Source organism: Bradyrhizobium vignae, assembly GCF_004114425.1.
Classification (GTDB): domain Bacteria; phylum Pseudomonadota; class Alphaproteobacteria; order Rhizobiales; family Xanthobacteraceae; genus Bradyrhizobium; species Bradyrhizobium vignae.
On record NZ_RDQF01000039.1, the window covers coordinates 19,596 to 31,810 of the forward strand.

Consider the following 12,215-nt stretch of genomic DNA (forward strand, 5'->3'; position numbering starts at 1 on the left):
ACAGAGATGAAAGCAGCGGCGAAAAGAATGAAACAGCGCAGCGCCGGCAAGCCGGACATCGAGCTCGGCAAGCGGATCCGTCTGCGGCGCGTCGAGATGAAGATCTCGCAGGCCGAGCTCGGCGAGAAGCTCGGCGTCAGCTTCCAGCAGGTTCAGAAATACGAGAAGGGCGTCAATCGGGTCGGCGCGGCTCGGCTTCAGCAGATCGCCTCCGCCCTCGACGTGCCCGTGACCTTCTTCTACGACGGCGACAACAAGGCCCGCGAAGTCGAGAGCCTGCTCTTCCTCGACTCGGCCTTCAGCCTCCGCCTGCTGCGCGCCTACAGCAAGATCAAGGACCAGACGGTGCAGCGTCAGCTCGTCTCGCTGATGGAATCGATCGCGGCGAACGAGAGCTGAGGCCGATCGACGCCTGGCCTTTAGGGCCGATGTTCAATCCGTCGCGTCGCGGGGGCGCGGCCGGATTGAACGAGATCGGAGGAGCTATGTCTGCGCCTGCGCTTGCGCGCGGTTTTGCCTCGGGGCGGCCTCGCCGCCCCTTCTTCTTGGTAATTTGCCGCCGCGCTTCGCGCGCGCCATGCAATCCCAGCACAGGCGGATGCGGCCTCTCCTACCCTGCCCCGGTTGACCACGGCGGCGCCTGCGCCGCACATTGCGCATCGCCTACGACGAGCGAGCGCGCGATGTCCGACATTTTCAGCACGACCGGAACACCTTACGCCGATGGCAAGATCCTCAAGCACACGGCGGGTGGCGTCGGCGTGATCAGCTTCAACAATCCCGACAAGCGCAATGCGATGTCGCTGGAGATGTGGGAGGGATTTGGCGAGGCGCTGACGGCCTTGCGCGACGATGACACGGTACGCGTGGTGATCCTGCGCGGCGCCGGCGGCAAGGCGTTCGTCTCGGGCGCCGACATCAGCCAGTTCGAGAAGGTGAGGCACAATGCGGCGGCGTCCGAGGAGTACGCCAAGCGCAGCGCCGCCCAGCGTGCGCTGCTCGCCGACTACCCCAAGCCGACCATCGCCTGCATCGAGGGCTTCTGTCTCGGCGGAGGCATGCAGGTCGCGATGCTCGCCGACATCCGCATCGCCGCGCATGGCAGCCAGTTCGGCATTCCCGCAGCGAAGCTCGGGATTGCCTACGGCTATGACGGCTTGCGACATCTGGTGTCGCTGGTCGGTCCGTCCTGGGCTCGGCTCCTGATGTACACGGGCATGCGCATCGATGCGGCCGAAGCACTGCGCATCGGCCTCGTCGAGCGCCTGTTTCCGGTCGATCAACTCTGGGGAGAGACGATGGCGATCGCGCAGACCATCTCCGAAAACGCCCCGCTCGCGATCAAGGCCGCCAAGATCACCATCGCACAAGTACTGAAGGACGAAAGCGCGCGCGACATGAACGCGATCAAGGCCATCGGTACCGCCTGCATGGATAGCGCCGATTTCCGGGAGGGCCGGCAGGCCTTCATGGAGAAGCGCAAGCCGCAGTTCCGGGGCTGCTGAAGCTGAACCGACGTTCACGAAGATTAAATTCCTCGTGCAGATCAATGCGGCAGCAACCAGTTGATCTGGCGAAAGTTCTCCCGCCACCAACGAGGGAGAATGCGATGAAACTCAAGTTTGCTGTTCTTGGTCTGGCCGCCATAGGTGGTGTGGCGCTCGCGTCGGGACCGGCCCTTGCGGCAATGCCGAACGGCATCCCGCAGGCGGACAAGATTGCAGGCGGTCCCGCCGCCAACGTCGATCAGGTGCGCTGGGTGTGTAACCCCTGGGGGCGCTGCTGGTGGCGCCCGAACTATTATCGCGCCTACGGCTATTACGGCGGCCCGCGCTTCTACGGCCCACGTCCGTGGGGCTGGCGTCATCATTACTGGCGCCGCTGGTAACGGCAAAGGGGCCCGAGGGCCCCTTTTTTCTTGTGAGATGAACTCTTCGATTGCTTCTCAAAGCGCCGCGAGCACCGCTTTCGTGATGTCGGCCGTGCCGTTGCTGCCGCCGAACTCCATTGGCTTGATGCCGCCGGCATAGGCCTGGTCCACCGCCCGCTCGATGGTCTGACCCGCCTCAGCCGCACTTTCCACACCGTACTTGTCGGCGAGCCAATCCAGCATCATCGCCGCCGACAGGATCATGCCGGTCGGATTGGCCTTGCCCTGCAGCATGATATCGGGCGCGGTGCCGTGGCACGGCTGGAACACTGCATACTTGTCGCCGATGTCGGCCGATGGCGCCATGCCGAGGCCGCCGATCAGGCTCGCGGTGATGTCGGAGACGATGTCACCAAACATGTTCTCCATCACCATCACGTCGAAATCCCAGGGACGCTTCACCAGCATCGCCGAACAGGCATCGACATAGAGCCGCTCGGTCTTCACGCTTGGATGCTTCTTCTCGATCTCGTCGAAAATGCCGCGGAAGAACGCAAAGGCCTTGAATACGTTCGCCTTGTCGACGCAGGTGAGCATCCCCGGCTTGCCGCGCGCCTTGCGCCGCTCGGCGAGGCGGAACGAGAACTCGAACAGGCGCTCGGATGTCTTGCGCGTGATCACCATGGTCTCGCGCGCGTCCTCATGGGTGACGACGCCCTTGCCCATCGAGGCGAACAGGCCCTCGGTGGATTCGCGGATCACGACGAGATCGATACCGCGCGCATCAGCGCCGACGATCGGGCTCGGCACGCCCGGAATGAGCCGCGCCGGACGGACGCCGGCATAGAGATCGAAGATGAAGCGCAGCTCGATCTGCGGTGCAATCTCGGTGTTGTCGGGGTAGCGCACCGACGGCAGACCGCAGGCGCCGAGCAGGATCGCATCCGCCTCCTCGCACAGCTTGATCGTCGTATCAGGCATCGACTTGCCGGTGGCGAGGTAATTGTTGGCGCCGGCGGGCGCTTCGGTGAAACGGAAGCCAAGGCCGGATTTATCGCCGACCTTGCGCAGCACCTCGAGCGCCGGCGCCATGACTTCAGGACCGATGCCGTCGCCGGCGAGCACGGCAACGTGGAAGGCGATGTTTGCGGACATGGGGGTTCCTGCTTGAACGAAGGTGGCATCGTCATTGCGAGGAGCTCTTGCGACGAAGCATCCAGACTGTTTCCGCGCAGGGATTTCTGGATTGCTTCGCTGCGCTCGCAATGACGGCGGAGAGAATCGCTGTTACGGCGTCAGCACGGTGCGTCCGACCACCGCGCCCTGCTGCAACTGCAACAGCGCGTCATTGGCCTTGGCGAGCGGCTGCCGCGTCACCGGGATCGGCGGCACCTTCTTCGTTCGCACGAGATCGAGCAATTCCTGCGTCTCGCGCAAATTGCCGACATAGCTGCCCTGGATCGTGATCGCCTTGATCGGGATCAGCGGCAGTGCCCAGGTCGCACCGCCGCCGAACAGGCCGACGATGACGAGCTTGCCGCCCTTGGTGAGGCAATCAAAGCCGAGCTGCGTCGTGGCGGAGTTGCCGACCAGGTCGATCACGGCGCGGATCGGGCCGCCCGCCTTCTTGGCAAGCTGCTCCAGCGCATCCGGCGCCTTGGGATCGACGGTCGCCAGCGCGCCTGCTTTCTCAGCGGCTTCGCGCTTCTTCGCGTCGATGTCGACCATGATCGCGCCCTTGCCGCCCATCGCCTTCAGCAGCGACAGCGCCATCAGGCCGAGGCCGCCGGCGCCGAACATCACGATCGGCGTGTCGAAATGCTGCTCGACCTTCTTCAGCGCGCTGTAGGTGGTGACGCCCGAGCAGGCATAGGGCGCGGTCGTCGCGGGATCGAGGCCTTTCAGATTGAGCAGATAACGCGGATGCGGCACCAGCATGTGGTCGGCATAGCCGCCGTCACAATAGACGCCGAGCGAGCGCGGTGTCAGACACATGTTCTCGTCACCGCCAAGGCAGGTCGCGCACTTGCCGCAGCCGATCCAGGGATAGACCAGGCCGATATCGCCAACCCTGAGATCGCCCTGGTCGGTGGGCTTCACGTCGGGACCGAAGGCCAGGACTTCGCCGACCGTTTCATGACCCATCGTCAGCGGCAGGTTGATGCCGCGGTCCTTCAGCGACAGCGGCTTGCGGCCATGGCCGAGATCGTAACCGCCTTCCCAGATGTGGAGATCGCTGTGGCAGACGCCGGCCGCCTTCACCTTGATCAACACCTGCGTGCCCGACGGCTGCGGCGTGGCCTCGTCGACCTCCTGCAGCGGCGCCTTGAAATCGGCGACCTTGAAACTCTTCATTGGCATCCTCCCGGCATATTTCTTGTTGTCACGCCCACCATGCCATGGCCGGCGGAGCGAGACAAACTCGCTCCTGTCTAGTTTACGGCGATCGAGGATGGCAACCCGACGGCACGCAACGCCGCATTGCTTGCGGCACGAAGCCGTTCAGCCTGTCGCGGCCGTTTTGCCTGTCGGAATGGACGCGTCGCTGGAGAGCCCAACCTCTTCGCGCAATGCATCCGTGTGCGCGCCGAGCACGGCCACCGTCTTGGCCGGCGTCGTGTCGGCCCCCGACATCCGGAACGGCAGATTGAGCACCTGGAACGAGCCGCCCTCGTCCCGCACTTCGGAAAGCGCCTGCCGATGCGCAAGCTGCGGATCGGCCAACGCCTCTGACACGGTGCGATAGGCCGAGGCCGGGACGCCGGCAGCGCCAAGCGCGAGCAGGCATGCATCGGTCGAAAGCTGCCGCGACCAGACCTCGACGCCATCCATCAGCGCCGCCCAGTTCTCGCGGCGCGGAGCATAGGTGGCAAAGCGTGGATCGGAGATCCATTCGGAGCGGCCGATCACTCCCATCAGAGCCCGGAACGTCTTCTCGCTGGCGACCGTGATCATGACATAGCCGTTTGCCGTCTCGGTCGGGCCGAACATCGGGCGCGGCGGCGGCTTCACCGCGAATTGCGAGCTCTGCAACTCCGTCAGGGTCAAGGTCAGCATCGATTCCAGCATGGAGACGTCGATGTGCTGGCCAAGCCCGGTCACGGTGCGCTGATAGAGGGCTGACGCAATGGCACCGAAACCGTAGGTGCCGGTGACGACGTCGGCGTGGTAGATGCCGCAATAGTCGGGCCGGCTGCGGCCCGGTTGGTACGCGAGATGTGCCATGTCGTAGCCGGAAGCCGCATGGATCACCGGCGCATAGGCCGGCAACTCGGCCGAAGGGCCAGTCTGGCCATAGCCCGAGATCGAGCAGTAGATCAGCCTCGGGTTGACCTGACGCAGCCTGTCGTAATCGAGCCGCAGCCGGTGCATCACACCCGGGCGGAAGTTCTCGACCAGGATATCGGCGGTCGCAGCCAACCGGCGCACCGCCTCCTTGCCGTCCTCGGACTTGAGGTCGAGCACCACGCTCTTCTTGCCGACATTGAGCTGGCCAAACGTGGTGCTGCACCCCTTGCGCAGCGGTGGCCGGGTCCGCATCGTCTCCCCGCCGTCGGTCTCGATCTTGATGACCTCGGCGCCCATGTCGGCTAGCATGCGCGCGCAGTGGGGACCGGCGATCGTGGTCGAAAAATCCAGGACCCGCAGGCCCGCGAAAGCCTTTGTCGTCGTCCCCTCATGCTTGTCTGGTAGCTGCATCCCGACGCCCTTTGGAACCCTCAATGTTCTTCGTTGTTGATGCCGCGACCCTAGAGGGCGGCGGCTGAGTAGGAAAGTCTTTACCGAACAGACGCGTCGCGTAAGCGGGCTTTAAGAATTCCGGGGCAACTGGACCCGTTCTTGCATAGCAGCGAACGGGATCGGAAGAGGGCAGCTGTTCTTGAGGGTCTTGTTCATCACCACGGAGATGGACGACTTCGTCCGCGTCGGCGGACTGGGCGCCGTTTCTGCCGCCCTTCCGCGCGCCCTTCGCTCCTTTGCCGATATCCGGATCATGCTGCCCGGCTATCGCGACATCATCGAGCAACTCACGCATATTCAGATCGTTGGTCGCTGTCCCGCATTCGCTGAGATGCCGGCCTGCTCGCTCGGCCGGGCCGCGACCAAGGACGGCCTGCCGGTCTATGTGCTGTTGTGCTCTCAGCTCTACGACCGGCCCGGCAATCCCTATGGCGACGAGTCCGGACACGATTGGCCCGACAACGACATCCGTTTCGCGCGCTTTGCCTCGGCGGCGGCTGAGCTCGCCATGGGCAAGCTGGACAAGAATTGGGCAGCAGACCTGATCCATGCCAATGACTGGCAGGCCTCGCTCGTGCCGGCGTACCTTGCCTGGGGCGGCGCCAAGCTGCCGTCGATCCTGACCATTCACAATCTCGCCTATCAGGGTCTCTTCCCGAAGGAGGCGCTGCGGCGGATCGGCGCACCGGAGAGCTCCTTCCACATCGACGGCGTCGAGTTCTACGACCAGGTCTCCTTCCTCAAGGCGGGACTGGTCTACGCCTCGCACCTCACCACGGTCAGCGCCACCTATGCGCGGGAGATCACCACGGCCGAATTCGGCTGCGGCCTGGAGGGCCTGTTGCAGCTGCGCTCCGACGCCGCCGAGCTCACCGGCATCCTCAACGGCATCGACGAAAGCTGGGACCCGCGCTCCTGTGCGCAACTCGCCCAGCAGTTCGGGGCCGGCGACTGGGTCGGCAAGAAGGCCAATGCGGATTACGTGCGCAAACAGTTCGGGCTCGCGGTCTCGCGCGGCCCGATGTTCGGCATCGTCGCGCGGCTCGTGCACCAGAAGGGCATCGACCTCGTGCTGTCGGCCGCCGACGAAATCGTCGATGCCGGCGGGCAGATCGTGGTCACCGGCTCCGGCGAGCCGGCGCTCGAGCAGGCCTTGATAGACGCGCATCGCCGCCGCCCCGACGCCATCGGGGTCGCGATCGGCTTCAACGACGCGCAGGCGCGGCGCATCTTCGCCGGCAGCGACTTCACCTTGATGCCGTCGCGGTTCGAGCCCTGCGGTCTCAGCCAGATGTACGCCCAGCGCTTCGGCTCATTGCCGATCGGTCACCAGACCGGCGGCCTCGCCGAGACCATCACCGACGGCGAGACCGGATTCCTGTTCTCAAAACCCTCGCGCGAATCTTTCCTCGGCGGCGTCCGCCGGGCCTTCTCGGCCTTCGTGGCGCACGACCAGCTCGACTCCATGCGCCGCAGCGCCATGGGACGATCGTTCTCCTGGAGCATCTCGGCGGGTTGTTACAGCGCGCTCTACCGGAAGCTGGCATCGGTGTGAAGCTGAGGCATTTCCACAGGCGCCGTCATTGCTGTGCAAGTCCGGGGCACGCCGGGAACAATTCTTAGCGGCGCGCGTCCATTTGCGGCCGCCCGATCCAAGCCCGATTGAGACACCGTGTCATCCAATCAGGCTGCGGCTCACCCCGCAGCCGTGCTTGTGCTTCCTGGTAGGGACCGACGTAGCGCAACCGGTCGGGCAGTTTCGGATAGACACGCCTGATCCAGGTGAGCGCGTTGTCGGCAGCTCTGATGTCGCGCTCGTCAAGCGCAAGTCCGAACCCGGCGCGCAGTCGCTCCGGCAGCATCCTCGCCGCGAGCGCGCGATACCAGCGCGGCGGTCGCAACCACGGACGGGCGCCGCTGAAGATCTGTGCGGCGATCTCGCGCGCCGCAGGGCTGACGGTCAGCGTCTCCGACTGCGCCATTGCCGTGGTGTAGGCGGCGAAGCCGGACCAGTCCGCCGGCAAATCATCCCCGGTCAATCCGAACAGGGCGCCGTACAGCCTGGCCTCGCTCCAATAGCGATCGCGCTCCTCCGCCGAGAGTGGCGGCAGCACCAGATCGTGCACCATCAGCGCGGTCTCGACCAGCGTCGCATGGACCCACCGCAGCGAGGGGATGTCGTTGGCGCAGTAGCGCGAGCCGGCCGGGAACGGGCCGACGGTCTCGGGCATCTCGCCGACAATCATGCTGTGACGCCGATGCAGCTGCCGGGACGACAGCAGCGCCTGGTCGAGCGAGCCGAACACCATGGGGAACACGATGCCGAAGGTGCGATGAAAACGACCGATCGGATCGGCAAAGGTCTTCGAATGCTCGGCAATGGCGGCCGCGACCCAGGGATGCGCCAGTTGCAACAGCAGCGCGCGGCCGGCGCCGAGAAAGATCACGGCCTCGCGGTCGATCTGCCAAGTGACCGAGGACGGACCGAACACACCGGCAACCGGCCCTGCCGCGTGAGCGCGGACGTTATCAAGAGTTGCCTCGAGATCCTTCTCAGTGACCAATTGCAGCCTCGCGACGAAGACGCGGCAACACTAGCCCAGACCACGCGTTCGCGAAATCGTCATCACACAAGACGACGACGAAGCCCTCATTCCGCCGCCATCGGCATCTCGTCCATATGCTCGTGCAGCACCACGCCGGCGAGCGGATCGAACTCACCGATCCACGGTCTTCGCGCGAGCACGGATCTCGTGTGGGCATAGCCGGCATCCCAGCGCTGGGCGATGCCTGAGGGGCTGAAATCGATGTCCTTGGTATGGGTCTCGCGGTCGAGCTGCGGCGCCAGCAGGCGCACCACATGCATGCGGGTCGGACAACCATAGCTCGTCAGCTCGCGCACGGCGGGATCGCCACGCTCGCTCTCGGGCAGCCGCGCGGCGAGCTGATTGATGACGTGGCGTAGGCGATGGGCCTGCTGCTGGCGGGCGATCTGGCTCGCGATCCGGCTGGAATATTGCACGTCCTTGTGGCGGTTGAACACCTCCGCCATCGTCGTCGGTTCGGCACCGACCGGATTCCACAGATGAACGGCGAAGATCAGCGAATCCTTGCGCGGGTTGTCGTCAAACACGGCCTCGGTCGGCGTGTTGGACAGGATGCCGCCATCCCAATAGAGCTCGCCGTCGATGCGCACCGCCGGAAACGCCGGCGGCAACGCGCCCGAGGCCATGACGTGCTTCACCGTCAGCTCGCCGTCGCGGCTGTCGAAATAGCGCATCCGGCTGCTGCGGACATGCGCCGCGCCGACCGTCAGCCGCGGCGAGCAGCGGTTTATCAGGCTGAAATCGACGAGTTCGCGCAGCGTCTTCTCGAGCGGAGCGGTCGAATAGAAGCCGGCGTGATCGGTGCCCAGCGGAAATGAATCGCCGGCATGCGCCAGCGGATTTGGGCGAAAGAAGCCGGGAATGCCATTGGTGACGGTCGACCAATAGGCCAGTTTTTCGTTGAAGCCCGGAAACGCGGCGCGCAGATTCCACACTGGATTTTGCTCCATCCGCTTCCAGAATTCCTTCAGGCGCGCGAGCCGCTGGCGAGGCTCGTTGCCGGCGATCAAGCTTGCATTGATGGCGCCGATCGAAGTGCCGATGATCCAGTCCGGCTCGATGCCGGCCTCGTGCAGCGCCTGGTAGACCCCGGCCTGGTAGGAGCCGAGCGCACCGCCGCCCTGAAGCACGAGCACGACCTGGCCGGGCAGGTCTTTGCTGTTGCCTCGCGCGTTGTCCTGCATGCCATCCATGTCTCGCTCCTTTTGAGCTTGCACCGATCGAATATTCGCTGTCGGCGGCAGCTTGTTACGCCGGCCGGAACGAACCCGTTCCATCTCAATGCGCGGTCCAGCCGCCGTCGACCGGCAGCGCCGCGCCGGTGATCGATGCGGCCGCGTCCGTCGACAGGAACACCGCGAGCGCGCCGAGCTCCTCGACGGTGGCAAAGCGCTTGTTGGGTTGCTGTGCCAGCAGAACATCTCGGACTACCTGATCGCGCGAGATACCGTGCGCCTTCGCCTGACCGTCGATCTGGGCCTCGACCAGCGGGGTATAGACATAGCCGGGGCAGACCGCGTTGCAGGTGATGCCCTCTTCCGCGGTCTCCAGCGCCGTCACCTTCGTGAGACCGATGATGCCGTGCTTGGCGGCGACATAGGCCGCCTTGAACGGCGAACCGATCAAGCCGTGCGCCGAGGCAATGTTGATGATCCTGCCAAAGCCGTTCAGCCGCATCGCCGGCAGCACGAGCCGTGTGGTGTGGAAGGCCGAGGACAGGTTGATCGCGAGGATCTGGTCCCACTTCTCGACCGGAAACTGGTCGAGCGGCGCGACATGCTGGATGCCGGCGTTGTTGACCAGGATGTCCAGCCGGCCGGATTGGGCCAGCGTCGCAGCGATCATCTCGGCGATCGATGTCGACCTCGTCATATCCGCGGGCGAGTAGCTTGCCTTCACGCCGAACTCGGTGGCGATCTGCTCGCGTGTCCGGCCGATCTCGCCGGCGACACCAAGACCGTTGAGCACGATGTCGGCGCCGGAAGCGGCCAGAGCCCGCGCAATGCCGAGGCCGATGCCGCTGGTCGACCCGGTGACGAGAGCCACCTTGCCGGCCAGCACGCGGGACGAAGCGGACGTCTGCGTCTTGATAGGGATATTCATGATCCAGACCTCTTCTGCGCAACGCCGCGCCGCGGCTGGCTCGAAATGTGCGGGATCACCCGGGTTTGCGGAAATGCCGGTTAGCTTCCGAGTCGATACGTCCGCGCTATCGCTTGCGGGGTGTCATTCCCGGTTCCTATCGGCTAGATTTCCGGTCGATTTTGCCGGGAGCCGATCCATGGAAATGCATCAGGTCCGCTATTTCCTCGCGGTGGCGCAGCTGTTGAATTTCACGCGCGCCGCCGAAGATTGCAACGTGACGCAGCCGTCGCTGACGCGCGCGATCAAGCAGCTCGAGGCCGAGCTCGGCGGTGACCTATTCCGCCGCGAACGGCCGGCGGCGCAATTGACCGAGCTCGGTCAGCGCATGCATCCGCTTCTGAAGCAATGCTATGACGCCGCCGTAGGCGCGCGCTCGCTCGCCTCCTCGTTCAAGAGCGGAGAGATCGGTGCGCTCCGTATTGCACTGACGCATTCGATCGACCTCGCGCTGCTCATTCCGCATCTCAGCGAGATCAAACGGCAGTTCAACCGGCTCGAATTCCGCTTCCTGCGCGGGACCGGCCGCGAGGTCGGTGAATTCCTCAAGAAGGGGGAAGCCGAGCTCGGCATCGCCGCCGAGATCGACGAGGCCTGGGAGCGGCTCGACGTGTGGCCACTGTTCACGGAAGGCTTCGATCTCGTCGTCAGCCGCGCCCACCGTCTCGCCGAGCACGACGTGATCGAGCCGGACGATCTGCGCGCTGAGCAATTGCTCGGCCGGAGCTATTGCGAGCATTCCAGACGCATCTCCGCCAGCCTGCGCGAGCACGGCATCGACGTCGATCACGGCCACGAGATTTCGAGCGAGCGCGACCTGATCGAACTGGTCGAGGCCGACATCGGCATCGCCATGATGCCCCACACCTCGCCGGTGCCGGAGAGCCTGAAACGTGCCGCAGTCACCGGGCTCGACGCACGCCGCACCGTCAGCCTCTACGGCGTCGCCGGCCGACAGCGGACGGCGGTCGCCAATGCGGTGATGCGGATGCTGCGCGGCGCGGACTGGCGGGAGATCGCGGGGTGATACTGTGAGTGATCGCCGCGCTTCTTCCTTCTCCCTTTGTGGTCCACAAGGGGAGAGGGTGGAACACTCTGCGCGGCTCAGTTCTCCCGGCTCGCGCTCTCCAGCGCCTCGACTAGATCGTCGATCTCCATTCGTTTGCGAAAATCCGGATCGACGAAGCGAGCCTTCACCAGTCGGTCGCGCCCGACCACGAACACGGCCGGGATCGGCAGCATCCAGCCGTCATTGCCGTGGAATTTCGCCATGTCCTGATGGGACAGCAGCTCCTGGATCTCGGCGCCGAGCCAGATCGCGAGGTTGAGCGACAGCGCATAGCCGTTGTCGAGATCGGTCAGGATCGGAAACGGCGCGCCGGATTCGGCCTTGAGCTGTCCAGTATATTCCTGCGTCTCCGGCATGATCGCGACGACCTGCGCACCCATTGCCTTGATGCGGTCCTGCGCCTGGACCACGGCGCGGACATTGAGCCGGCAGTAGGGACACCAGTGTCCGCGGAAGAACATCACTGCGACGGGGCCACGCTGCAGCAGCGCGGGCAGCGTCACGAGCCGCCCGCCCTCGTCGGGCAACATGAACGGCGGCATCGGATCGCCCGGCCGCGGCGCGGTCTCGCCACCGCCGTTCCCGTCCAATCGCGCCACGAGGCGATCGACCGCCTCGCCATAGGCAGGGAAGACCTTGCGGCTGGCATCGGCGTAGGCGCGGAGTTGTTCGTTCAGCGTGCCGTCCATGTCGCGGCAGCGCTGGAAGGCGAGCCTGAGCCGTTCGGCGTCGGCTGGGGATAGAGACGTCATCCTTCTGCTCCGGCATTCCTGGGGCGAATACTAGT

The 12,215-nt window shown here is 64.9% G+C and carries 12 protein-coding genes; 5 read left to right on the forward strand and 7 right to left on the reverse strand.

What is annotated here, in order from left to right:
* The first annotated feature begins 27 nt into the window (after positions 1 to 27).
* The 3 genes from EAV90_RS26855 (at position 28) to EAV90_RS26865 (ending at position 1,888) form a co-directional block, all read left to right on the forward strand.
* Positions 28 to 399, forward strand: a complete 372-nt coding sequence (locus EAV90_RS26855; protein WP_020608151.1) for a helix-turn-helix domain-containing protein — start codon at positions 28 to 30, stop codon at positions 397 to 399.
* 284 nt (positions 400 to 683) lie between these two features.
* Positions 684 to 1,505 carry an enoyl-CoA hydratase gene (locus tag EAV90_RS26860; protein ID WP_122404383.1) on the forward strand — a complete coding sequence of 274 codons (822 nt, stop codon included), beginning with the start codon at positions 684 to 686 and terminating at the stop codon, positions 1,503 to 1,505.
* Between the two features lie 104 nt (positions 1,506 to 1,609).
* Positions 1,610 to 1,888, forward strand: coding sequence for a hypothetical protein (locus EAV90_RS26865; RefSeq protein ID WP_129145168.1), 279 nt, complete (start codon positions 1,610 to 1,612; stop codon positions 1,886 to 1,888).
* Between the two features lie 57 nt (positions 1,889 to 1,945).
* On the opposite strand, the gene EAV90_RS26870 is transcribed toward EAV90_RS26865, so the two are convergent.
* From EAV90_RS26870 to EAV90_RS26880, 3 genes are all read right to left on the reverse strand, one after another.
* Positions 1,946 to 3,025, reverse strand: coding sequence for an isocitrate/isopropylmalate dehydrogenase family protein (locus EAV90_RS26870; RefSeq protein ID WP_122404385.1), 1,080 nt, complete (start codon positions 3,023 to 3,025; stop codon positions 1,946 to 1,948).
* Positions 3,026 to 3,157: 132 nt separating this feature from the next.
* Complete coding sequence (locus tag EAV90_RS26875; RefSeq protein ID WP_122404386.1) at positions 3,158 to 4,225, reverse strand: alcohol dehydrogenase; 1,068 nt, start codon at positions 4,223 to 4,225, stop codon at positions 3,158 to 3,160.
* Between the two features lie 147 nt (positions 4,226 to 4,372).
* Complete coding sequence (locus EAV90_RS26880; protein ID WP_122404387.1) at positions 4,373 to 5,569, reverse strand: CaiB/BaiF CoA transferase family protein; 1,197 nt, start codon at positions 5,567 to 5,569, stop codon at positions 4,373 to 4,375.
* Between the two features lie 181 nt (positions 5,570 to 5,750).
* On the opposite strand from EAV90_RS26880, the gene glgA reads away from it, so the two are divergent.
* Positions 5,751 to 7,166 (forward strand): glycogen synthase GlgA, encoded by a 1,416-nt coding sequence (glgA, locus tag EAV90_RS26885; RefSeq protein ID WP_122404388.1) that lies wholly within the window; start codon positions 5,751 to 5,753, stop codon positions 7,164 to 7,166.
* Between the two features lie 64 nt (positions 7,167 to 7,230).
* On the opposite strand, the gene EAV90_RS26890 is transcribed toward glgA, so the two are convergent.
* From EAV90_RS26890 to EAV90_RS26900, 3 genes are all read right to left on the reverse strand, one after another.
* Entirely contained in the window at positions 7,231 to 8,175 is a 945-nt protein-coding gene (locus EAV90_RS26890) for an oxygenase MpaB family protein (RefSeq protein ID WP_162500383.1), read from the reverse strand.
* A gap of 86 nt (positions 8,176 to 8,261) precedes the next feature.
* Complete coding sequence (locus EAV90_RS26895) at positions 8,262 to 9,410, reverse strand: patatin-like phospholipase family protein (RefSeq protein WP_122404390.1); 1,149 nt, start codon at positions 9,408 to 9,410, stop codon at positions 8,262 to 8,264.
* Positions 9,411 to 9,495: 85 nt separating this feature from the next.
* Entirely contained in the window at positions 9,496 to 10,320 is an 825-nt protein-coding gene (locus EAV90_RS26900) for a 3-hydroxybutyrate dehydrogenase (protein WP_122404391.1), read from the reverse strand.
* Positions 10,321 to 10,498: 178 nt separating this feature from the next.
* On the opposite strand from EAV90_RS26900, the gene EAV90_RS26905 reads away from it, so the two are divergent.
* Positions 10,499 to 11,386, forward strand: coding sequence for a LysR family transcriptional regulator (locus EAV90_RS26905; RefSeq protein ID WP_162500384.1), 888 nt, complete (start codon positions 10,499 to 10,501; stop codon positions 11,384 to 11,386).
* Positions 11,387 to 11,463: 77 nt separating this feature from the next.
* Here the strand turns inward: EAV90_RS26905 and EAV90_RS26910 are convergent, their stop codons facing one another.
* Positions 11,464 to 12,180, reverse strand: coding sequence for a peroxiredoxin-like family protein (locus tag EAV90_RS26910; RefSeq protein WP_122404393.1), 717 nt, complete (start codon positions 12,178 to 12,180; stop codon positions 11,464 to 11,466).
* Positions 12,181 to 12,215 lie beyond the last annotated feature (35 nt).

What these genes read in the sequence shown, in the direction of transcription:
- EAV90_RS26875 (WP_122404386.1), bottom strand. Translation starts at nt 4,225, where the DNA reads ATGAAGAGTTTCAAGGTCGCCGATTTCAAGGCGCCGCTGCAGGAGGTC.
- EAV90_RS26900 (WP_122404391.1), bottom strand. Translation starts at nt 10,320, where the DNA reads ATGAATATCCCTATCAAGACGCAGACGTCCGCTTCGTCCCGCGTGCTG.
- EAV90_RS26855 (WP_020608151.1), top strand. Translation starts at nt 28, where the DNA reads ATGAAACAGCGCAGCGCCGGCAAGCCGGACATCGAGCTCGGCAAGCGG.
- EAV90_RS26870 (WP_122404385.1), bottom strand. Translation starts at nt 3,025, where the DNA reads ATGTCCGCAAACATCGCCTTCCACGTTGCCGTGCTCGCCGGCGACGGC.
- EAV90_RS26895 (WP_122404390.1), bottom strand. Translation starts at nt 9,410, where the DNA reads ATGGATGGCATGCAGGACAACGCGCGAGGCAACAGCAAAGACCTGCCC.
- EAV90_RS26905 (WP_162500384.1), top strand. Translation starts at nt 10,499, where the DNA reads ATGGAAATGCATCAGGTCCGCTATTTCCTCGCGGTGGCGCAGCTGTTG.
- EAV90_RS26865 (WP_129145168.1), top strand. Translation starts at nt 1,610, where the DNA reads ATGAAACTCAAGTTTGCTGTTCTTGGTCTGGCCGCCATAGGTGGTGTG.
- EAV90_RS26880 (WP_122404387.1), bottom strand. Translation starts at nt 5,569, where the DNA reads ATGCAGCTACCAGACAAGCATGAGGGGACGACGACAAAGGCTTTCGCG.
- EAV90_RS26860 (WP_122404383.1), top strand. Translation starts at nt 684, where the DNA reads ATGTCCGACATTTTCAGCACGACCGGAACACCTTACGCCGATGGCAAG.
- EAV90_RS26910 (WP_122404393.1), bottom strand. Translation starts at nt 12,180, where the DNA reads ATGACGTCTCTATCCCCAGCCGACGCCGAACGGCTCAGGCTCGCCTTC.